The organism is Roseibium sp., from assembly GCF_965276855.1.
In the GTDB taxonomy this organism is placed as follows: domain Bacteria; phylum Pseudomonadota; class Alphaproteobacteria; order Rhizobiales; family Stappiaceae; genus Roseibium.
Genome location: NZ_OZ255700.1, coordinates 1317248 through 1339565 on the forward strand (window position 1 = coordinate 1317248; position 22318 = coordinate 1339565).

Below are 22318 nucleotides of genomic sequence, written 5' to 3' on the forward strand. Positions count from 1 at the left end.
AGGTGCCAACGATGGCAAGACAGTGCGCACGGTTCCGGAATGGATGCGTTGATTCATGTCAAGAATCAGAAACCCACCCCCGGTGAAGCTTGGGACAGATTATCGCAGGTAGGAAAAAGGTGGCTTTCAGGAGGCGCCAGGCTCCCTCTTAAAGACATGACGGTCTTGAGAAATCAGGTCATTGGTTTGTCAGACGTTGCAATCGTGGAGGAGTGTCGGGCGGTACCGGATGACTGGGGTGCCCTGCCGATGGTGATCAATGTGATTGCGGGCAACAGCAGGACCATTCCCGTGAAGCGAACAATCTGGTGAGCCGCAACGAACGCCGGATCCAGATCGAGCACAAACGCCATCAGGGTCATGACCTCAAGTCCGCCCGGCGCAAAAGCCAGAAGCGCCTGCCCAAAGGGGATGTCTATCATCCACGAGACAAATCCTGCCCCTGCAACGGAAACGGAGAAAGCCGCAGCAAATGCGGCAACCGAAGCGCTCAAGACGCTTACAAATTCGCGAAAGGTCATCTCATTAAACCGGCAACCAATCACAGCTCCCATCGCGACCATACAGGTGAGGACGATACTTTCCGGCAATACAAGATGAATGGCACCGGACGCGTTCAGAGCGGCACTCGTGAAAAAGGCACCTGTCATCCATCCACCTGGAAACCGCACTTTCACGGCAAGAAGGCTGCCCAGAATGCAGAACGGCACCCCGATGGCGTAATCCCACAGATCGGACGCATACCGGCTGACCGTGACACTGGCATCGGTGTCCGTTGTGGAAACGACCGCAAATGGCAGAAACGCAATCAGGAAGAACAACCGGACCGATTGCGTGGAGGCAATTCTGGGAAGATCTGCACGTCTTTCAGACGCAAGCACGATAACATAAGCCAGAGTGCCAGGGATTGCGCCAAAAAATGCCGTCTCCTTTTGCCAATGGGCTGCGTATCTCAAAACGCAGTATCCAGCAATGGTGACCCCAACGACAACGAGCAACAACATCGCCATGGACAGCGGCCATTCGGATACCCGTTCGACAACTTCCGGCTGGACGCCTGCCCCCATGGAAATGCCAAGAAGAACAAACAGGCCGTCGCGGAATTTGTTCGGCATCACAGTCGGGACGCCCGCCAGGGTCGCAGCGGCAACGAGAATCATGGCACCGGACAACCATGCCGCCGGCAAACCGGCAAGATGAAACATAGCCCCGCCCGCCACGGCAATCGCCAGCGTCGCCGGAAACTTCCAGAGTGTCTCAAACCGGAGTTCGTTCATATTCTACGTCACCTGGTTGTCTTGGGGTGACACCTTATAACCTCAACGACCAGCTGAATCATGATTGATCACATTGATCAATGTAATCATTTTTTCGATACATTCTGATCGTCGAAGACGATGTATCTTCAATCATAAAGGAGCATTCGTCAGCCTAAAGCGTGACTTCGGTTTGATTGCGGCTGGAAATTACCAAAATGGTCCGACCTGGTTGAGCGATATCAAGGCGGCACGCGGACTGGCGGCCAATAGTTGCCTCATGATGACGAAAACGCTCTCCTATGCGATGCGCAATGTACCGCGCTACACCAGCTATCCGACCGCTCCTCACTTCCATGATGGGGTGTCGGCAGATGTTTATGTTGATTGGCTGCAATCAATAGGTCCGCAGGACACGTTATCTCTCTATCTCCATGTCCCCTATTGCCGGGAGATCTGCCACTATTGTGGATGCCATACCAAGGCAACGCGCAAGGATGCGCCGCTGAAGGCCTATGCCGACACAATGTGCAGGGAACTTGAGTTGACTGCGGCTCACCTGCAAAAAGCTGGCCCCGTCAAACACATTCATTGGGGTGGTGGTACGCCAAGCTTGCTGCCGCGGCAGAGCCTTGTGGAACTCACCGGACTAATGCGGGTTCTGTTCGATTTCGACCCGGATCTGGAGCACGCGATCGAACTGGACCCGCGCCTTGTGACACAGGAACTGGCGGACACTCTGGTTCAGGTCGGCATCAACCGGGCAAGCCTTGGAGTTCAGGACTTCGATCTGGACGTTCAAAAGGCAATTGGCCGTGTCCAGCCTTTTGAAGTGGTTGAGCAGACGACCGGGTACTTGCGAAAGGCCGGGCTTGATGCGTTGAATTTCGATCTGATGTACGGACTGCCGGGTCAATCGGAACAGTCCATTCTGGACACCGTTGAAAAGACCCTGTTTTTGAATCCTGGCCGGATTGCACTGTTCGGCTACGCACATGTTCCCTGGATGCGGAAGCATCAGCGGTTGATTGACGAGACCTCCCTGCCCTCCGCCGCAGAACGGCTGGCCATGGCGGACCTTGCGCGCAGCGAGTTGCTGAAGGCGGGCTATGTGGCGATCGGCCTTGATCACTTTGCACGGCCGGACGACAGCATGGCCGTTGCGCTCAACGATGGCTCGCTCAAACGCAACTTCCAGGGTTATACGACCGACCAGGGAGAACAGCTGATCGGGTTCGGCGTTTCCTCGATTGGCAAGCTCAGCAAGGGATTCGTTCAAAACCTGCCGGATGTCGGCAACTGGCAACGCAGCATTGAAGCCGGTAAATTGCCGGTTTCCAAAGGGTTACCGTTGTCCATTGATGACAGGCTGCGTGGCCGCATCATTGAAGAGCTGATGACCAACTACGCCTGCGACCTCGATGAGGTGTGTTCAGCTTACCATACCGGCATTCATCATCTGCAATCCTCCATGGACGCTCTTGATGAACTTGCCGCTGACGGTCTTGTGCAGATCAACCGCAAGCAAAACAACAGCACCGTGGTTCGGGTAACAGATGAAGGCCGCCCGTATGTACGCCTCGCGGCTGCAGCGTTTGACGCCTATCTGGCCGACAGTCAGGCGGCGGGCAAAGCCCGGCATTCTGCGGCTGTCTAAGGCCAATCAACCACACAACAACCAAGCGGATCGCCGAAGGAACCCGGCGATCCGCTTTGTTTCTAGACAATGTCACAGGGTGCGGGGCGCATGAAAAGCCCGTTCAAACGGCCATCTGCTGCTTTGGAAAGCCCCCATTCCAGCCGTCCATTGTCAAAATCGACTGTATAAAGGTCGTAGCCACCGGCACCTACGCCCCGGAAGTCCAGGGTCTTGAGCGCTCCGAGCTGCTCCAGCTCCTGACGGACCATCTGATGTTGCTCACGGATGACGCTGGCGAGCTGCGGTGTATAGTCATCATAGTTGACCGTTCCAGCAGCACACTCGGCAATGATCGTCCGCAATTTGTCCGCGCTACCGGGATAGGGCTCATTGGCGTTGACACGATCCTGCAGAGCGTCTTCAGCTTTTTGAAAGGTTCCAGGTTCGCATCGGCTTGCCTTGAGTTCAAACCCCTCCTGATGAAGAACCAAACCTTGGACAAGCCCCGTCTGGTCCCGATCAAACGTCACCTGAGCAGGCGTGATCTTCAGAAAGAATTTGTCCGGCGCCTCGGCGAATAATTCGAACTCAGGCTGCCCCAAGAGCCCACCAAACAATTTTCCATCGTCCGCCCTTACTTTGCCAGTCAGCCCGTCTTCAAACCTGTAGTCGCCGACATAATCCTTCAAACTCTTTGGGTCGATTTCAACCTGGGTCCGCGGGCGTGCCTGCTCATACCGGCGCCATGCGATATCGTCTGTTGCTTCATGCATATGGGTCTCCTTTGCGAGCGAAAGGAGATCCTCCATGGACAGGCCGTTCTGAGCTTTGAGCTGCAGCTGCCCGACCAGCCGCAAACTGGCCTCGATCTGCGCACTGCGGGTGCGCAGTGTTGCAGCCTGGATTTCCAGAAGCCGTTCCAAATTCGCCGGCTGACCAGAGAGGAGCTCGCTGATCTTGGAAAGACTGAGACCCAACTGTTTGAGGATGATGACCTCATTTAACCGAACAATCTCATTTGTGCCGTACAGGCGCCAGTTCTTCTCCGTGCGCTTTGGCGTTATCAGGCCCTGAGCTTCATAGACCCGGAGCGTCTTAACCGACAGCCCGGTCCTCGCAGCACATTCGGCAGCCGTCAAAAGAACGTCGTTCTGGATTTTCTTGTCCATGAGAACCTCCTGAGCGTCGCTGTAAGGTATGACCATAGGTCCGACTCAAGGGGCAAAATGCGTTTATTTCGCCAACCTTAAAAGAAAAAGCCGCAGACGGATCCGCGGCTGTTAATTGGACTAGCGCACTGTGTTCAGTGCATGCCTGTCATTTGGCACAGGCCGCAGACCTTATTGAGGTGGATTTTGTCAGAGCGGTCCACACGGATGATCCCGCGGCGCTTCATATCCGAGACCACACGGCTGACGGTTTCAATGGTTAGTCCGAGATAATCTGCGATTTCCTGCCGCGTCATGTGGAGCTGGAGGTCGTAACCGTCCTCGCTTTCGTCTACCGGACCGGTGCAGCCAAGGCCGCCGCGGTTCGGCACCAGATGCATCAGAAAGCTAGCGACACGCTCAACTGCAGATTTCCGGCCAAGCAGGACGGCATGTTCATGAAGCAGACGCATTTGCTTGGTCAGGCATTTGGTCAGGTGCCGCTGCAAATCCGCCGATTTCTCAACGTGGCGCAGATCGATCTCATTGACCTTCGCATCCGTCAGCGTTTCCGCGGTGCAATCGTTCTCTTCAGCTCCAGACAGTCCAAACAGATCGCCCGGGCGCAAAACTTCAACAACCTGACGGCGTCCGTCCGGCAGCAGCTTGTAAAGCATCACCGTACCGCTCGCCAACTCATAGAGCCGCTTCGCCGGATCCCCCTCGTAATATATCACAGCGTGGGTATCGTAGTGGGCCTGTTTGGCCCCAAAATGTTCAAAAGAAGTCTCTTTGGATGCACACATCTCGGCGACCGGACGACCGGTTCCAACCGCATGCCCGAAAGTATCTGCTTCATAGTAAGCCATTTAAATCCCTCCTGCGCACAGACCTGTGCGGCGTAGTCCGGTCATGGCAACTGTTGAATTGGCGACCGCTCTTATGAGAGGGCCGTGGTTCGACTGTTGCTGCAAAACGTCCCGTCCGACGTTCGGCCAACCGCAGAAGAAACTGTATCTATCAGATGTTGCAGGAGAAATTAGGGTGTCTGCGTAAGAAGAACTACATATGAGATATTCGGACGCAGGAGATTATGCCACAGCCTCTGCCAAAGCTTCCATCGACAGCGGCTTTCTCAACAGCGGCATATCGGGCAAATCCCTGAGATGTCTGTTCAAGCCGGCGCGGGTCTTGCCGGAGATCGCGATGATGCGGGGAGCGCTCGCCCGCGAATTCAGTTGATGGGCAACATCCACACCGCTCATTCCCGGAAGTCCCAGGTCAAGCAAGACAATATCGTTGGCCGAAACGGTCGCTTCGGCCAGAAAAGTTTCACCATCACTGTAAACGGTCGGAAGATAACCCAGCTCACCAAGCACTATATAAAGTGCGTCGGCAACAGCCCGATCGTCTTCGACAATGTGAACAATCACTCGGCAATGTCCTCACGGTTTGGTCGGTTTTGCCAAACCTTCGGAGAAATTACGCTAAAAAAACCGTATCAGATGTACGCAGTACTACGTTTTCGCGTGATTACTTATCTGATGATGCCTTCAAGCGCTTTTATCATCCTGACGCACCGTGGCCGAGGACAATACGGACTAACTCGGCCGCATTGCGGGCCCCGAGCTTTTCCATGATTCGAGCGCGGTGAACTTCGACCGTGCGCGGGCTGATACCGAGTGTCCGGCCAGCTTCCTTGTTGGAGGCGCCATCGGTGATCTCTTTCAGCACTTCCAGCTCCCGGCGGGTCAGAAGGTCTACGCCCTCAAACTGCATCCCGCCATCGGAAGATTGGCGCTGCTTCATGGCGTTGATGCCTTCGCGGACCCGCTCCAGAACCGACTCAGCTGAGAAAGGCTTTTCAATGAAGTCGTGCGCGCCGTTGCGAATGGCCTCCACCGCCAACGGAATGTCCCCCTGGCCGGAGATGATAAAGATGGGCGCAGGATAGTTTTCCGCGTTAAGCGCCTTTAGAACTTCGATACCGGACCGCCCCGGCATATGAACATCCAGCATGATACAGGCAGGAACGGCTTTGCTAGCCGACTGCACGAACGCGTCTCCATCGGTAAAGGTTTCAACGATAAAGCCCTCCATGTTGAACAAAACGGATAGGGCGTCACGCACAGCGGCATCATCGTCTACGATATAGATGGCATCAGCGTTCGCTTTCATCGATATACTTCCTTGTCCTGAGCCGGGACCGTCCGCGTTCATTCCGTCCCGGTATCTTCAATTGTGACGGGCAGCGTCAGAAGAAACGACGCTCCTGCACCCGGTGCTGATTGTTCGAGGCGCAAGTCACCGCCGTGATTTTGCGCGATTGATCTGGAAATTGCCAACCCCAAGCCGACGCCCTTGTGCTTTGCGCCGCTGAATGCCCTGAAAAGACTGTCTGCAACTTCGTCAGAAACACCCGGTCCGTTGTCTTGAACGCGAAACTCAAGCGAATCCTCACCAAGGCACACCGCCAAGGTCACTTTTCTTTCCGCCTGGCCGGCGACGGCTTCTCGAGCGTTGCGAAGAAGGTTGATCAGAATTTGCCGAATTTGCACCGGGTCGGCCATCAAGGGGGGGAGGTTCTTATCAACCTTGGCGACCATGATGGACGGTTCGTCGATCGCCCCCAGATCTGCCATTTCTAGACAGGTGGCAACCAACTCATCGACGTCGACTTCTTTGCGCTCCGGATCCTTGCGCTCCACCAGTTGGCGCATGCGTTGAATAATTTCGCTGGCACGCTCAGCTTCCTTCACCGCCTTTGAGATGACGTCCAACATAACCGGTGTCAAACGTTCGTCCGCGGAGGCTTTACGGGAAACGGACTGCAGATAGAGCAGAATGGCTGTGAGCGGCTGGTTTAATTCATGAGCAATGGCAGCACCCATCTCGTCGAGCGCACTTAACCGCGTCATGTGCAACAGTTGAGACTGCGCTTTGCTCAAACGCTCTTCGATCTGCTTGCGCGGCCTTAAGTCCCGCAAGATACCGATGAACTGGCGGCCTTCAGACGTCGCCGCCTCGCCAACCGACAGTTCCAACGGGAAAACCGTCCCGTCCTTGTGTTGGCCTTTGACCTCCCGGCCGATGCCAATGATCTTCTTGTGACCCGTATCCAGATAGTTTTGAACGTAGGAATCGTGATGGTGCGCATAGTCGGGCGGCATGATCCGATTGACATTCTCGCCAAGCAGATCTGTTGCGGTATACCCGAAGAGTTTTTCGCAGGCCTTGTTGAATGCCAAGATTTGGCATTTCGCGTTGATGACGATGATGCCGTCAACAGCGGTGTTAAAGACACTGTCCAAACGGGCGTCAGAGATCGTCGCGGCAACTTCTCCGCTTTCAATCACACTGTCATCCGCCATGCCGCACCCCGATGGAACTCGCCCTTCCATCAAGACTTACGGATTTTCACGTACTCCAGCAACCCGTCTTTGTTCTAAATCTCTGGCAACCAAACGCTAATTCTTTGGATAGCTTCTTCCAAATGGGCGCGCTGACGCGCAAAGCACAAGCGAATGTAGTTTTCTCCGCCGTTTCCGAACGCCGTTCCAGGTGCAAGACCCACACCGGTGTCCCGAACACAATCCATCGCAAACTTCCGGGTGTCGTCCACACCGTCGATGGAAAAGAACAAGTAAAACGCGCCTTGAGGGGCCGCGATCCGGACGCGATTCAATGCTCCTAGCCCATGAACCACACAGTTCCGCCCTTCTTTGGCAAGCGCAACTTGCTGCTCGAGAAACGTATGGCCGTCATTCAAAGCTGAGACAGCCGCACGTTGGCTGAACATCGGAACGCCGGACGTTGAATATTGAATAAGGTTCTCCAAGACCTGGCCGAGCGCCTCAGGTGCCGAAATCCAGCCAACACGCCATCCCGTCATTGCCCAGTTCTTGGACATGGAGTTCACATAGATGATCTGATCATCCTCGTCCGCAATGTCGTAAAAGGACGGGGCGCGGTTTGCCTCGCCATAATAGAACAGTGCGTAGATCTCATCCGCTATGATCCAAAGTCCGTGCTTTCGGGCAAGACCAAGCACTTGTCTCAACACATCTTCTGACGCGACCCACCCTGTCGGATTGCTGGGGGAATTAAGGAATATCGCAGCGGTCTTTGGCGTAATCGACGTTTCCAGATCATCCACGTCCAATTCCCATCCTTCGGGCACTTCGCGCATTGGGACTGAGACCGGTTTTACGCCTCTGATCCCAAGAGCTGCCTCGATGTTTGGCCATGTTGGTGTTGGCACCAACACTTCTTCGCCGGAGGATGCAATAGCCTGGATGGCGAGTTGAATGGATTGCATGCCGGACCCGGTGACAAAAAACCTCTCAGGTGCAAAGGCCTTGCCGAAAACTCTTTGATGATATCCGGCTAGTGCGGTCCTCAGTTCCGGAATGCCGCGCTGGTAGGTGTAAAAGGTTTCACCATTGTCGAGGGATCGCTTCGCAGCATCACAGATGAACTGGGGTGTCGGCAGGTCCCCTTCCCCCGCCCACAAAGGAATTACGTCATCACGTCCTTGTCCGGCATTGAAGACTTCAACGATGCCGCTCTCCGGCGCCATGCGTGCCTCGTGGCTCAATGTATCAATCAGCGCAGCCAAATGTGTGGTCCTTAGTAGCCCTATCCGCCGTCAACATACCTGCAATTCTTCCGATGTTTTCATGAAACAATTTGAACTCTGCTTCACAGGTGCTGATCAATAGCGGGACTGCCTAGAGTGTTTCAGCGACAGATCTGTCTTCGCCGCATGGCGAATAGACATCTGCTGCAAGCTGTGATCGGATCGCGAAAATGGCGGAATAAACACGGGGATGTGCTGAGATTCGGCACACTTTGAAACTGACCCCAAAAAACTGCCCGGGAGGATAACCGCAAGACGATGCTGCATGGCTGGATCGTGATACTGGCGGCAGCAGTGTACATCCTGCTGCTGTTTGCCATAGCAAGTTATGGCGACCGGATGGCCAGGCGGTCCAAGCGCCTGCGCGGTGGCGGCCGTCCAATGATCTATGCCTTGTCCTTGTCGGTCTATTGCACGTCGTGGACGTTTTTTGGTTCGGTCGGCAACGCAAGCCGGAACGGTGCCGAGTTTTTGACCATCTATATCGGTCCCTTATTGGTGTTTGCTCTTGGCTATCCACTGCTGCGCCGGATTATCCATATCTCCAAAACGGAAAGCATTACGTCGATCGCCGATTTCATTGGTGCGCGGTATGGCAAGAGCCAGTCCGTCGCAGCATTAGCGACCCTGATTGCCGTGATCGGCGTCATCCCCTACATCGCCTTGCAGTTGAAGGCCGTTTCTCTATCGATCACAACGATGGTCGGCCCCATCTTTTCGCCGCCGGAATTCCTCTATCCAGGTTTTGCCGATCTAACACTCCTGGTTGCCTTGGGCATGGCGATTTTCAGCTCGGCTTTTGGCACCCGGCACATTGATGCGACCGAACATCAGGAAGGCCTGATGCTGGCAATTGCCGCAGAAGCGGTGGTCAAGCTGATCGCGTTCATGGCTGTCGGGTTCTGGGTCACATATGGACTTTTCGGCGGCCCCTTCGACTTGATCCGGGCAATATCCGAGGCGCCTGAAGTTGCCGCGGTCTTCGATCAGCCCATCAAGATCAGCAACTGGGTTGTCATGTCGACCTTGTCGGCATTTGCGGTTCTTTTGCTGCCGCGCCAGTTCCATGTGACCGTGACGGAGAACAACTCCGATGCGGAGCTGAAACGCGCAACCTGGTTGTTTCCGGCCTATCTGATCCTGATCAATCTTTTCGTTATTCCGATCGCAGCGGCGGGGCTCCTTCGGTTCGGGCAGGACGTCAATCCGGACACCTATGTTCTTGCACTGCCAATGGATGCAGGTCAGCACTGGCTGACGATCTTCGTCTTTCTCGGCGGCTTGTCTGCCGCAACAGCAATGGTGATTGTGGCTGCGGTTGCCCTTGCGATTATGATCTCAAATGACATCGTCATCCCGCTAATGTTGAGAGGGCATCGCGAAGAGGACATCGTAAACACCGACGGACGTGACTTGAGCCGGCGTCTGATCACCATTCGCCGCCTGGCCATCTTCGGTATCTTACTTCTCGCCTACGCCTATTATCGGGCTGCGGGAGATACAGCTGCCCTCGTTTCCATCGGTCTGTTGTCGTTCGCCGCGATTGCCCAATTCGCGCCGGCCTTCTTCGGCGGTCTTTACTGGCGGCGGGCAACAGCAACCGGAGCGATTGCTGGTCTGAGTGGCGGCCTGTTCCTATGGGCCTACACGCTGTTGCTGCCAACTTTTGCCCAGTCCGGGTTGATCTCCGACACCATTATGAGCACAGGGCCATTTGGCATTGACCTGCTTAAGCCGGAATCCTTGTTCGGTATTGAGGCAGATCCATTTATTCACGGCACGCTCTGGAGCCTTGCGGCAAATGTTGTTCTGTTCATCGCCGGATCGCTCATCCGCAAGCCTCAGCCTTCAGAAACGCTGCAGGCAAACGTCTTTGTACCGTCAGAACTCCGCAACCCGACCAACTTCCTGTACTGGCGGACGTCAGTTACCGCAGGAGATCTCCAGGCCACCGTCGCCCGCTACCTCGGTGAAGAAAGAACAGAGCGCTCATTTCAGAGATTTGCACGTGAGCGCGGCATCTCGATCGAACCAAACACAATCGCAGATGCGAACCTTCTAAGGTTCTCCGAGCAACTGCTGGCAAGCGCAATTGGTGCCGCCTCTGCCCGTCTCGTCCTTACCTTGATGCTGAAACGGCATGATCCGTCGACCAAGGGCGCGGTGAAACTGCTGGACGATGCGTCCATGGCGATCCAGCACAATCGGGATCTCCTACAGACAGCGCTCAATCAGGTGCGACAGGGCATTGGCGTGTTTGACCGGGATTTCAGGCTGATCTGCTGGAACCGGCAGTTCCGTGATCTTTTGGGCCTTCCAGCCGAATATGGACAGGTCGGCACGACCCTCGATGCAATCCTCCGGTACAACGCGGAACGCGGTGAACATGGCTCCGGACCCGTTGAGGTCATTGTGCAGGACCGGATCGAGAAGCTGGTCATCATCCAGGAGACCTATCAGGAGCGCCTGTTTGAAAGCGGCACGGTTCTGGAAGTGCGGATCAGCCCGATGCCTGATGGCGGCATCGTGACCACTTACACCGACATTACGGAACGCGTGATGGCGGAAGAGGCTTTGGCAAAAGCCAATGAAACGCTTGAACGGCGGGTCCGAGAACGCACCGAGGAACTGACACACGTTAATGACCGCCTTGTGGAGGCAACGCGCGCCGCAGAAGAAGCAAACATCGGTAAAACCCGTTTCCTGGCTGCCGCAGGTCACGACATCATGCAGCCGCTGAATGCGGCCCGGCTCTATTCCTCTGTTCTGGTCGACAAGCTCCAAGAGGGTGACAACGGAAAACTCGTAAAGAACGTGGAGTCGGCGCTGGAGTCGGTAGAGGACATTCTCGGGGCTGTCATGGATATCTCAAGGCTCGATACGGGAGCCTTGAAACCGGAGCCGACCGTCTTCCGGCTGGACGAACTGATCCGCGGCCTGGAACTCGAATTCACACCGATCGCTGCCGAAAAGGGATTGGAGCTTCGGATCGTACACACCACAATGTCGATCCGGTCCGACCGACGCCTCTTGCGGCGGTTGCTGCAAAATCTCGTTTCCAATGCAATTAAATACACCGGAGAAGGCAAAGTGCTGGTCGGCTGCCGTGTCCGGGAGAACCGGGTGTTCGTGGAAGTGCATGATACGGGCCTCGGAATCGCTGAAACCAAGCAGAAAGCCATTTTCCAGGAGTTTCATCGCCTTGACGACGGCATGCGCGTTGCCAAGGGTTTGGGTCTTGGATTGTCAATCGTTGAGCGGATCAGCCACGTTCTCAATCACAAAGTAAACCTGCGCTCTACGCTGGGAAAAGGGTCTTGTTTTTCGGTCGAACTACCGCGCAGCGCGCCCGTGCCTGATATCGAACCGGTGCCGCAACCGGCAGCGATCGTTGGCCAGCTTGATGGCCTCTGCGTTGTAGCGATCGACAACGAACCCGACATCCTGTCCGGCATGCGCCATCTGCTGACAAATTGGAACTGCAAAGTCATAACGGCTTGCGATGACACGCAGGCTGCCGCTCTGCTCAACCATGAAAACCTGACGCCCGACGTGATCCTGGCGGATTACCACCTGGACAACGGCACAGGGATCGAAGCGATCGTGAAACTGCGCTGGAAATTCGGCAGCCACATACCGGCCATCCTAATCACGGCGGATCGCAGCCGCCCGGTGCGTACAGAAGCCGCCGACAAGGACATCGCATTCTTTAACAAGCCACTGAAGCCGGCGGCCCTCCGGGCTGCTCTCGGACGATGCCGGACAGATCAATCTGCCGCGGAATAACAGTCGCGAGGCGATAGGGCCCAGTTATTGACGGTGGCAAAAGATCGACTGTCGCGGAAAGCTAAGACCGATCAGTCGCGGAAAGCTTCTACGGCACTGCGTTTGTCCGGAGCCGTGCTGGGCGCCCGTTCATCCCAATCCTCATTTCGGATCTCGCCGATCAGCATCGGATTGGGGTCCGGTCTGCCGAAATAGTAGCCCTGCAATGTGTCACACCCGAGCGTCCGCAACGCATCAACCTGAAACTGTCGCTCAACCCCTTCGGCAGTCACTTCCAGTCCAAGGTTGTGGGCAAGGGCTATGATGGCGGCAATGATTGCAAGCCCCTCGCTTTGCTCACCGATTTCATCAACGAATGACTTGTCAATTTTGATCTTGTCGAAATTGTAATTGCGCAAGTAAAGCAGCGAGGAATAGCCGGTCCCAAAATCGTCCAGCGCGATTTTGATCCCCATATCCCGAAGGCCGTCCAGCTTCTCGGAAGCAGAGCCAATGTCTTTCAAGAAGACCGATTCCGTAATTTCAAGCACGAGCCGCTCGCCCGGGAAGCCAGTCTCCATCAGGACGTCGGAAACGGTTTCAACCAAGTTTGGATCCATGAACTGAACCGCAGACAGGTTTACCGCGACCGTCTCAAGGTCCGGCCATTGCGCGGCAACCTTGCAGGCCTTTTTCAAAACCCACATCCCCATTGGCAATATGAGCCCGGCGTGCTCCGCGATCGGGATAAACACATCAGGAACAATTTCCCCACGGGTTGGATGCTGCCAACGCACCAGAACTTCACTTGAAACGACACGGCCGCTGCGGGCCTCAACAATCGGCTGAAATTCGATGGTCAAGCCGTCAGTTTCAAAAGCTTCACGCAGATCGGATTCAAGTTCGCGGCGCTCCCGAACTTCCCGCTCCATCTCCTCGGCAAAGGCAAGCGCCTGCCCGCGCCCCCCCTCTTTGGCCTTGTAAAGCGCGATGTCAGCCTCGCGCATGAGATCATTCACGCTTGTGTTTGTCTGACGGAGCCGGGAAAAACCAACGGTCGCTCCGATCGCAAATTCACGCTTTCCAACCTTGAACGGCTTGCGAGTTACTTTCACAAGTTCATTCGCGAAAACCTCAGCTGCCTGATCGCTGACGAATTCCCCAACAGCTGCGAATTCGTCGCCACCAAACCTGGCAAGTAAGGTGCGGCCTTCGCTGATTGAACGGAACCGTTCAGCGACCTGGATCAGGAGGTCATCCCCGGCTGCGTGCCCACTGGTATCGTTGACGACCTTGAAGTTATCGAGATCGATCAAAAACAGGGTCAAAGTGCTCGCGCGTTTTTCAAGTTGTGCCGCGAGCTTTAGGTCTGCTTGTTTCAAGAACCAGTTGCGGTTTCCAATGCCGGTCAGCGCATCTTGCTCGGCCAGCTGCGTGACCAAAGCGTTGGCGACCTTCATCTCGGTTATGTCCGACGCAACGCCCCGATAACCGGTAAAATAACCCCGCTCGTCGAAAGCGGGTGTTCCTGAAACCGCCCACCACCGCGCTTCGCCATCGACATCAACGCCGATCTCAAGGTCCCGGAACGCCGTGATTTCTGTGATTGCATCGTCCAGGGCTTTGTACCCATCCTGCGCGTCCGGATGGGACAGCGAATAGGCCAGATCGGTCAACCGCATTGCATGAAGACTGTTTGGGTCCCGCCCGCTCACCGATGCAAACCGAGAAGATACGTTTTGAAGACTTCCGCTTGTATCGGTCTCCCAGAACCAGTCGCTGTCCTTGTCTTCGATGTCGTTCATCATGAGCGCGATGAGATCACCCCGCTGGCGCAACTCTCCCTCCGAGAGGAAATGAGATGTGAACAGCCAACTGGTCGAAGTGGAACTGCCGACAATGATAACGGCAAAGCTGGTGAGCAAAGTGATCAGGATCCAGGACTGATTAACATCCGCAACCGCCAAGGAAACTGCCGAAACACTGTATAAAACCAACAGCCATCGAAACGCGGCTTGCGGAACGGTCGCCAAAGCAAATGCACCGCCGCAGACCATTCCGATGGTTACAATGGAAGCAATCCAAATGCCTTGAGCATCTCCGATAGCCAGCGCCGCAACAGGCACGACGGCCCATAGCGCGCTCAAAATGGTGGCATGATGAACGGCGCGCGCGATGACTTTTGGGGAAGCCTGTTCGATTGGATATCTGCCACTCTTGTGCCATCTCAGGCCCATTTGAGCCATAACAGCGACAACCAACAACGCCCATCCAAGCACGTAAGCTGGCGGCACAATCGTCAACCCGACTGCAGTAAGAGCCGCCGCGTTAATCAGATTGCCCACAATCATGACGGGGGTCAGACGCAAAACATGCGAAATCTGCGCCGCCCGAACCCTGCGCATGACATCTTCATCAGCCACCGGATAACCAAATGCCAGCAGGAAAGGCTGCATTGAGTTTTTCAGGCTTTGCCGTGACTTGCCAGTGGCACTGTGGCGTTTAGACGCCCAGATCTGTCTTCCTGGGAGAACGAACGCCAGAAATATGACCTGGAGCATCGTTTTCCAGTGCGCGGACAGCCGCATGCTTACTCCAATACTACGCAACGAGATGCACGCGCTACTATCTTCGCGCACACAGAGCCTAACTGCCCCCACATGAAATTACGGTAAAGGAACGGGATTCAAAAAATTATTGTCAGTAATCAACAAATAATGCCGCAATGGTCAGCTGCGGCACCATTTCTGCAAACCGATGATTTGCATTGGCGGCCGTCATAGAACAGACCACCAACGGCGATACCTATGCGTCAGGCACAGCAACGGTATCACCATTCATCTGCCACTGACCTGCCTCGATCTTTGAGGCAGCAATCACCGCTTGGGTTCGGCTCTCAACACCCAGTTTCTGAAGAATGGCCGAAACGTGGGCCTTCACCGTTGCCTCCGACACAGACAGCTCATAAGCGATCTGCTTGTTGAGAAGCCCCTCCGACAACATCATAAGTACGCGAACCTGTTGCGGGGTAAGCGTGGACAGCCGCTGTACCAGATCGCCACTGCCATCATCAGCCGACAGGTCGACATCCGGCGGCGTCCAGACGTTCCCCAGCATGACCTCGGCAATGGCCTCCCGGATAACTTCAATCCCGTGTGACTTTGGAATAAAGCCCGAAGAGCCAAACTCCATCGCCTTTCGGATTGCCTGCGGGTCCTCGTTGGCCGACACAACGACAACGGGAACGCCTGCATGCTGGGCGCGCAAATACATTAAGCCGGAAAAGCCACGCATGCCCGGCATGGTCAGATCCAGCAAGACTAGGTCAATATCGCCATCTTTCTCCAGACATGAGGTCACATCCTCAAGTGCGCCAGCCTCAACGATGGACGCTTGCGGATACTGAGCTTCCAGCGTTTGACGCAAAGCTCCACGGAACAGCGGATGATCATCTGCAATGACAAAACGATACGATGGCGCTGACACATTTCCCTCCCAGATCAGCCCAATTGTTCAGGCCGTTTTATCGAACCGGCATCTGCGTCCTCTTCCCCGACAGCCTACAGGTTTGGTTTAGCTATCGCACACCTGCGCGAATGTGGTTCGTAATGTTTGAAAGTATGTGCCTCAAGGTGCCTTGGCAAGTCAAACCCTTTGCCGCCGCCGGGCTTATGCCAAGGAGACGACGGGCTGGCTTACGAAGAACGAAACATGCAGCCACGGATCTAAATTCGGGATATACTTTCCACGTCTCGAAACTTCTGGACTGAACGCAGCTGTACAATCTTCACAATCCAGTTTAACTCACGTTCATTCGCCAGCTAATTGACGACTATACATCCCATGTTTTCCACAGATTAACAAACTCACAAATAAGAACTTCAAAAAAATCCCTAATTACAATAACTTCACGTCACTGAATGCTCTTTTCTCTAGTCAAAGTTTCTTAAAAATGGCGCTTTCACCTACACTTTATTCCTTCACCAACAGGTGGGAATGCGATGAAAACGATCACCTGAATGTACAGTTCTACTTTGGCCGCTTTGATGAGGCAGATCATCAATTCCGGCTGATATCTGGTCTCAGCGACAGCGTGGCCGGGACCCGCCGTGTACGCCATGTGCGCTATCATAAGGAGCTGCGGACCGGAGACCTCATCACCGTGCACTCCGGGATCGCTTTCGATGGCCCGCATCTGCTGACCGTGGTGCACGAGATGCGAAATGCCGGGACAGGCGCGTTGAGCGCGACTGCGATTGACGGATACGAGCCGAGCCCCAGCACGGTCAAATCACTGCGGCAGAAATTTTCGGACTATCAAACACCTATGAATGCGGACGCGACACCGCGCGGTCTATCGGCCAGCCCAGCCAGCGCCCGCCCGGCATTGGACAAACTCCTGCAGGGCAACGGAGCGCTCTGCTTCCGTGGGACCGTGATGCCCAGACACGTCAATGCGGACGGAAAAGCAGATGATCAATTCGCTTTGTCTTGCTGCACGGACGGCGTTCCGCATGTATGGGAGCGCAGCCCTCTTACCCAAGCTTATCTGACCCAGCACAATCTTGGCCGGGTCGCCATCGAAATGAAGTTGATTTGGCATTCGCCGTTGAAATCCGGCGACATGGTCTTGGTGGCCTCCGGTTTCACAGGGAGCCAGAACAAAACCTTTGGCATGCGCCATCATGTATTTGAAAGCCGGACCAACCGGCTGGCCGCAACACTCGATGTGGTCGCACTTACGATGGATCTTGAGGCCCGTCGGGCGGTTGAATTGCCGGAAGAGGCCCGCACCGCCATTGCCAAGATGGTGATGGCTTAACGGTTAAACACGCCTTCAACCAGTCGGCGGTTCCGGTCAGTTTCCGGAGCCGTCGAGGTCTTGTTGAAGTTCGCGGACCATGCCAAAAAACCGGCGCATCGCAGTTTCGGTAAAATCGAGGACACGATCGAGCTCTTCCTCGTCTTCAGATGTCAAACCAGACGTTTGATCTCCGGGAGACGCATCCGTATCAGGGCGATCCAAGGCAGAGCCAGGCGGCAATTGAGACTGACTGTCCGCGTTACCGCCTTCCAGCTCTTCCACGCGGGCAGTTAGTTTTTCAACTTCGCCGGCAAGTGCATTGATTTCCGCCAGATAGGCCTCTTCAGCCAACGGCACCGGATTGCATCGCCAAGCCTCGTTCTTCTGTTTGCAGATGGAAACTGTTCCGTTCTGCCGGTCGATCCGCAAGACATCTCCATCTGCGGCGACCAGAGAATATCTATCCGGCGCGCCATCGGTCACGGCTGTTGCGGCTTCTTCCGACACAGCCTCTTCAGCAACCGCCGCGCTGTTCCCCGAAACACTCAGAAACACCAATAGACCAAATGCTGCTGAAATACCCTTGCGGATCATGACGCCGGTTCTCCTGGCTGCGTGAAGTCGGACACTCTGATGAACACGTTGGAATAACCGTTGCCACAAATCCATGGCCAAAGCACGGCCTCTTTCGGACTTGTCACCGCAGATTGCCGATTAGTTGGATGCCCCTCTTGCAGGATCCAACAGCTTCTCCAGCGTTTCCAATCGGTCCGCCTCTCCTGCCGGCTTGTCCCAGCGCAATCGTGAAATGCGTGGAAAGCGCATGGCAACACCGGATTTGTGGCGGCTGGATCTGTTTAGCCCCTCAAATGCCACCTCAAGAACCAGGCCATGGTCCTTGCTGTAGGCAACCTCCCGGACAGGACCGAAACGGTTGGTCGTATTTCCTCGGACAAACTTGTCGATCTGCTGCAGTTCTTCGTCTGTAAAACCAAAATAGGCCTTGCCTACCGGCACCAGTTCATCGCCGGTCTCTGCTGCCCGCCACAGCCCGAACGTATAGTCGGAGTAAAAGGAGGAGCGCTTGCCGTGGCCCCGTTGGGCATACATCAACACGGCATCAATCAGGTGCGGTTCCCGCTTCCATTTGTACCAGAGGCCCTTTGGCCGCCCTCCGGTGTAGGCCGTGTCCCAGCGCTTCAGCATCAGCCCCTCAACGGCAACCGCATCTTCTTTGTCCAGCCGGCTTTCCGGCGTGTTTCGCGCCTCTGTTATGTCCTGCCAGCTGGTCACAGGTACAAGCGGTGACAGGTCGATCCGCGGATGACTGAAGTCAGCCACAAACCCTTCAAGGCGGCGGCGGCGCTCTTCAAAGGGAAGCGGTCTCAAATCCTCACCGTTGAGCGACAAAAGATCATACGCCCGAATGGCCGCCGGAAACTCCTTCAAAAGCTTCGGACCGGCTGTTTTTCTGTTGAGGCGTTTTTGCAGGTCACCGAATGGACGGACCTTGCCACCCTCCATGACAAGCAACTCACCATCGATACAGCCATTGAAATTAAGTGCGTCGAGAACATCCGGGAATGCCCGCGAGATGTCTTCACCCGTGCGGCTGAAGAGACGACGGACCTTTTGTCCATCCCGCGTTTCTCCAGCCGCTGCTTGAATCCGAATGCCATCCCATTTCCATTCCACGGCAAACTCGGCTGCATCAAGCTGAGCGGGATCCCTGTCCGCATGAAGCGGGTGGGCCAGCATGACGGGCCTGAAGGGGGCCGGGTCCAAATTGTCCGGGCGTTCCCCTTTGCCCTCGGCCCAGGCAAACAGGCTTTCAAAGGGTGGCTTCAGCCCGAACCAAACCTCCTCAATGTCCGAAACACTGAGATCACCCAGGTGTGCCACAGCGGTTTTCGCAAGGCGCGCAGACACGCCGACACGAAGCCCGCCTGTAACCAGCTTCAGCAGAGCCCACCGGCCGGTTTCATCCAATTGATCCAGCCATGTCGAGATCAAGCGCGGCGCATCCGTTTTGCCCGCGGTTTCAAGCGCGTCGACAACACCCGTGAGTTCGATGCGTTGACGCTCAGCGCCCGCGCGCTCGTCGGGAAGCGCAGGCCACATGAGTGCGATTGTCTCGGACAGATCGCCAACAAAATCATAGGACAAGGCAAACAGCGTTTCGTCCGAACGCTCTGCGATCAGCGCTTTCAAGACAGCTGGTTTTGCGTGTTTGAATTTTAGGTCTCCGGTCAACGCTGCCAGCGCATAGCCCCGCTCCGGGTCAGGTGTTTCCTGAAAATAGCGAACAAGAAGCGCTTCTTTTGCAAGGCGCCTTGGTTCTAACGACAGTCGGTCAAGTAATTGGGAAAAAACATACATGAACACAAAAAACCGGGAAAGAGGGGCGAAGGCAACTCTATCCCGGTTAGATGCGGTTCAGACAATGAAGGTCAAGCCGATGGAGTTAGGCGGCAATTTCCTCTGACCGTTCTGCGGTCAAGTACTGCAGTCCGACAGTATCACCATGCACCCATTTGACCGCCATCGGATACTGTTTTCCGCTTGTGTCTTCATAGGTGAGATGGAGGCCTTCGGTCGCGCCGGCAAAATTCATCACCCCGATACCACCTTCCGAGCTGTTCATCAGGCGTGTCCGGATGTGTTCGCCGCTTTCGGTGATCAGATGAATTTGCTGACCGCGCTCTTGCTTCCGGTTTGCGCGGCGGCGTTCTTCAACATCACGCGCCATCTCATTGAGGAAGCCTTCAATGCCTTGAGACATTTCATCAGCAACGTTTTTCACCGCCACAGCAATGTGATCCACGGTCTCGGCTTCACCTGCGGTTGCCTGGATGGCCTGATCCACGCTCTCCGCACTGTTGACCGCGTTTGCCGTCTCGCTGGCTGCCATGGTGATGCTTTGCGAGATTTCCTGTGTTGCAATGCTTTGCTCGCCGACAGCTGCGGTGATCGCACCAGCCACTTCACTGATCATCTCGATGGAACCGGAGATCTTGCGAATGGACTCAACCGCTTCGCTCGTCAGACCTTGGACCGACGAAATCTGACTTGAGATTTCTTCAGTTGCCTTGGCGGTTTGGGTCGAGAGTTCCTTGACCTCAGCGGCAACAACCGCAAAGCCCTTACCGGCATCTCCCGCCCGGGCGGCCTCAATGGTCGCGTTAAGCGCCAGGAGGTTTGTCTGTTCGGCAATGGCGCGGATCATCTCAACAACAGTGCCAATTTTTTCAACCGCTTCCGCCAAGCTGGAAACATTGCCGTCTGTTTGCTGGGCCACTCCAGTCGCATCTTCAATGACGTTGCTGGCCCGATCTGCCTGGCTGAGAATTTCCTGGATCGCTGCGGACATTTCCTCGGCTGCCGCCGCCACGGTTTGCACGTTGTCAGACGACGAGGAGGAGGCATTCTTGGCCTCGGTTGCAGCGCTGGACGCCCCTTGCGAGATATCGCGGACGCGCGCGGCAATGTCGGTCATCTGACCGGTTTTTTCGTTCACGTCTCCAGTGACGCTGGCCATCAGATTGCGGAACTTCTCGATGAGGCTTTCCATCTGGTTCTGGCGCATCCGCTCGCGGTCACGTTCCTTGGCAGCTTCTGTTTCCAGAACACCGCGCACCCGCGCATTCTCCTGGAACACTTCACCAGCCTTGGCCAGTTCGCCAATCGCGTCCGTGCGGTCACTGAACGGCATCTTGAAGTCGATATCGCCATCAGCAATCCGGACCAGACTACTCGTCAGACGGCCGAGCGTTTGGGTGACATTGCGCAGCTGCCACGCGACCAGAGCCAAGGTTACGAGAACGACCGCGATGGTTTCGCCAAGAACCAGCATCAGATGCCCGTTCGCAGCCTCGGAGATTTGTGCCGCGCGTGCCTCACCGGCTTTCAGCATTTCAATCGAAGCTGCGCGGATCATGTTTAAGCGCTCGGTTGCTTTGCCGAACCAGACGGAGCCTTCAATGCCTTGCCCGTCATTTGTTTCAGGCAGTGTGCGCAACACCTTGCGCCACTCCATCACCTGGTCCACGGCTGGGCCGGAGACAGTTTGTTCAAACATCGCCAGTTGTTGCGGAGATGCGATTTGCTGGAAATTCTTCAAGAAGGCTGTTTCAACTGACAGACGGTCGAAATACGCCAGGAATCGCGCTGAGGGGACTTCGCCGTCTTTGCCAACGATTGCGAACAACTGTCCACCGATTGCCCGCTCCAGACCACCTGCCTCAATCGCTTCGGTCAACAGAAGAAATGGCGTCATATGCTGGGCGTATTCGTTGTCCGAACTCGCCTGAACCGCGGAATTCACGATCGTGATCAGCTTGCGCACTTTGCCGGAGTAAAAAGCCAGATTGTCCGCACCTTTAACCGACTTCGCGTCGACACCCGCGCGGTGTTGGGTGATCTGATCGAGTTCAGCGCTGGTCGAGCGAACACGCTCCAGTAGCTTTTCGTTGCTGATATCAAAGCCGGCTACCGCAGCCTGCATTTCTGCCACTGCGGTGTCAGTTGCCTTGCGTTGATTGTCGAGCAGTTCGCGTGGCTTGGCGGCATAACCGGACGCCATAAGCACCGCGGTTCGACCACGTTCCTTTTGCAACTCGTGCAAAACCGCTTCTGAGCGTTCTGAAATCAGTGCGGTCGGAAGGATTTCTGACGCCTTCCGACTTTCGATCATGGCCTCATTCAGGGCCAGCCCACTGGCAATCATAAACGCCACCAACGGTACAATGGCGAGAAGCGCAATTTGCGCGCGAATTGATTTGAACATCCCAAACCCCAGCGAAATTCTGTCACGCAAATTTAACGCAGAGGCAGGTTAAAAATTTACATATACCCAAAGATGTTATTCCCTACACCTTTATACTATCAGTATTACTTACATGGATGCGAAAGAATGGATTTTCGTAATAGGGCCAATACTGACAATATCGCTCAAAATATGTGCATTTCTTTCTGGTGGACGTCCCTGCGATAAGCCTGTATAAGCCGCGATCCACAAGGGCCTGCATGGTGATGGCCCGGTCCGGTAGACTGCTGATTGGCACGCAG

General features: G+C 55.3%; 15 protein-coding genes. 3 read left to right on the top strand and 12 right to left on the bottom strand.

The window, feature by feature from the left end:
- Window positions 1-173: 173 nt before the first annotated feature.
- Window positions 174-1277 (bottom strand): AbrB family transcriptional regulator, encoded by a 1104-nt coding sequence (locus tag ACQY4Z_RS06070; RefSeq protein ID WP_428527577.1) that lies wholly within the window; start codon window positions 1275-1277, stop codon window positions 174-176.
- Between the two features lie 259 nt (window positions 1278-1536).
- On the opposite strand from ACQY4Z_RS06070, the gene hemN reads away from it, so the two are divergent.
- Window positions 1537-2913 carry an oxygen-independent coproporphyrinogen III oxidase gene (gene hemN, locus ACQY4Z_RS06075; protein ID WP_428527579.1) on the top strand — a complete coding sequence of 459 codons (1377 nt, stop codon included), beginning with the start codon at window positions 1537-1539 and terminating at the stop codon, window positions 2911-2913.
- 62 nt (window positions 2914-2975) lie between these two features.
- Here the strand turns inward: hemN and ACQY4Z_RS06080 are convergent, their stop codons facing one another.
- The 6 genes from ACQY4Z_RS06080 to ACQY4Z_RS06105 all read right to left on the bottom strand — a co-directional run bounded on the left by ACQY4Z_RS06080 (window position 2976) and on the right by ACQY4Z_RS06105 (window position 8661).
- Complete coding sequence (locus ACQY4Z_RS06080; protein ID WP_428527581.1) at window positions 2976-4064, bottom strand: MerR family transcriptional regulator; 1089 nt, start codon at window positions 4062-4064, stop codon at window positions 2976-2978.
- Between the two features lie 134 nt (window positions 4065-4198).
- Window positions 4199-4912, bottom strand: coding sequence for a Crp/Fnr family transcriptional regulator (locus tag ACQY4Z_RS06085; RefSeq protein ID WP_428527583.1), 714 nt, complete (start codon window positions 4910-4912; stop codon window positions 4199-4201).
- Window positions 4913-5134: 222 nt separating this feature from the next.
- Entirely contained in the window at window positions 5135-5476 is a 342-nt protein-coding gene (locus ACQY4Z_RS06090) for a response regulator (RefSeq protein WP_209177115.1), read from the bottom strand.
- Window positions 5477-5609: 133 nt separating this feature from the next.
- Entirely contained in the window at window positions 5610-6221 is a 612-nt protein-coding gene (locus ACQY4Z_RS06095; protein ID WP_133947866.1) for a response regulator transcription factor, read from the bottom strand.
- A 38-nt stretch (window positions 6222-6259) separates the two neighbouring features.
- Window positions 6260-7414, bottom strand: a complete 1155-nt coding sequence (locus ACQY4Z_RS06100; protein WP_428527586.1) for a two-component system sensor histidine kinase NtrB — start codon at window positions 7412-7414, stop codon at window positions 6260-6262.
- Window positions 7415-7488: 74 nt separating this feature from the next.
- Window positions 7489-8661, bottom strand: coding sequence for a pyridoxal phosphate-dependent aminotransferase (locus ACQY4Z_RS06105; RefSeq protein WP_428527588.1), 1173 nt, complete (start codon window positions 8659-8661; stop codon window positions 7489-7491).
- A gap of 279 nt (window positions 8662-8940) precedes the next feature.
- Between ACQY4Z_RS06105 and ACQY4Z_RS06110 the strand changes: the two genes are divergently transcribed.
- On the top strand, window positions 8941-12468 hold the full coding sequence (locus ACQY4Z_RS06110) for a PAS domain-containing hybrid sensor histidine kinase/response regulator (protein ID WP_428527590.1): 3528 nt from the start codon (window positions 8941-8943) through the stop codon (window positions 12466-12468).
- A gap of 71 nt (window positions 12469-12539) precedes the next feature.
- Here the strand turns inward: ACQY4Z_RS06110 and ACQY4Z_RS06115 are convergent, their stop codons facing one another.
- Window positions 12540-15107, bottom strand: a complete 2568-nt coding sequence (locus tag ACQY4Z_RS06115; RefSeq protein WP_428527592.1) for a putative bifunctional diguanylate cyclase/phosphodiesterase — start codon at window positions 15105-15107, stop codon at window positions 12540-12542.
- 145 nt (window positions 15108-15252) lie between these two features.
- Window positions 15253-15933, bottom strand: a complete 681-nt coding sequence (locus ACQY4Z_RS06120; protein ID WP_428527594.1) for a response regulator — start codon at window positions 15931-15933, stop codon at window positions 15253-15255.
- 466 nt (window positions 15934-16399) lie between these two features.
- Here ACQY4Z_RS06120 and ACQY4Z_RS06125 point away from each other — a divergent pair, with 466 nt between their 5' ends.
- Complete coding sequence (locus tag ACQY4Z_RS06125) at window positions 16400-17269, top strand: acyl-CoA thioesterase (RefSeq protein WP_428527596.1); 870 nt, start codon at window positions 16400-16402, stop codon at window positions 17267-17269.
- A 36-nt stretch (window positions 17270-17305) separates the two neighbouring features.
- Here the strand turns inward: ACQY4Z_RS06125 and ACQY4Z_RS06130 are convergent, their stop codons facing one another.
- The 3 genes from ACQY4Z_RS06130 to ACQY4Z_RS06140 all read right to left on the bottom strand — a co-directional run bounded on the left by ACQY4Z_RS06130 (window position 17306) and on the right by ACQY4Z_RS06140 (window position 22037).
- On the bottom strand, window positions 17306-17845 hold the full coding sequence (locus ACQY4Z_RS06130) for a hypothetical protein (protein WP_428527598.1): 540 nt from the start codon (window positions 17843-17845) through the stop codon (window positions 17306-17308).
- A 120-nt stretch (window positions 17846-17965) separates the two neighbouring features.
- Window positions 17966-19630 carry a cisplatin damage response ATP-dependent DNA ligase gene (locus ACQY4Z_RS06135; protein WP_428527600.1) on the bottom strand — a complete coding sequence of 555 codons (1665 nt, stop codon included), beginning with the start codon at window positions 19628-19630 and terminating at the stop codon, window positions 17966-17968.
- 85 nt (window positions 19631-19715) lie between these two features.
- On the bottom strand, window positions 19716-22037 hold the full coding sequence (locus ACQY4Z_RS06140; RefSeq protein WP_428527602.1) for a methyl-accepting chemotaxis protein: 2322 nt from the start codon (window positions 22035-22037) through the stop codon (window positions 19716-19718).
- Between the last annotated feature and the right edge of the window lie 281 nt (window positions 22038-22318).

Coding starts and splice junctions, on each gene's coding strand:
- ACQY4Z_RS06070 (WP_428527577.1), bottom strand. CDS start 1,277: ATGAACGAACTCCGGTTTGAGACACTCTGGAAGTTTCCGGCGACGCTG.
- hemN (WP_428527579.1), top strand. CDS start 1,537: ATGATGACGAAAACGCTCTCCTATGCGATGCGCAATGTACCGCGCTAC.
- ACQY4Z_RS06080 (WP_428527581.1), bottom strand. CDS start 4,064: ATGGACAAGAAAATCCAGAACGACGTTCTTTTGACGGCTGCCGAATGT.
- ACQY4Z_RS06085 (WP_428527583.1), bottom strand. CDS start 4,912: ATGGCTTACTATGAAGCAGATACTTTCGGGCATGCGGTTGGAACCGGT.
- ACQY4Z_RS06095 (WP_133947866.1), bottom strand. CDS start 6,221: ATGAAAGCGAACGCTGATGCCATCTATATCGTAGACGATGATGCCGCT.
- ACQY4Z_RS06100 (WP_428527586.1), bottom strand. CDS start 7,414: ATGGCGGATGACAGTGTGATTGAAAGCGGAGAAGTTGCCGCGACGATC.
- ACQY4Z_RS06110 (WP_428527590.1), top strand. CDS start 8,941: ATGCTGCATGGCTGGATCGTGATACTGGCGGCAGCAGTGTACATCCTG.
- ACQY4Z_RS06125 (WP_428527596.1), top strand. CDS start 16,400: ATGGCGCTTTCACCTACACTTTATTCCTTCACCAACAGGTGGGAATGC.
- ACQY4Z_RS06130 (WP_428527598.1), bottom strand. CDS start 17,845: ATGATCCGCAAGGGTATTTCAGCAGCATTTGGTCTATTGGTGTTTCTG.
- ACQY4Z_RS06135 (WP_428527600.1), bottom strand. CDS start 19,630: ATGTATGTTTTTTCCCAATTACTTGACCGACTGTCGTTAGAACCAAGG.
- ACQY4Z_RS06140 (WP_428527602.1), bottom strand. CDS start 22,037: ATGTTCAAATCAATTCGCGCGCAAATTGCGCTTCTCGCCATTGTACCG.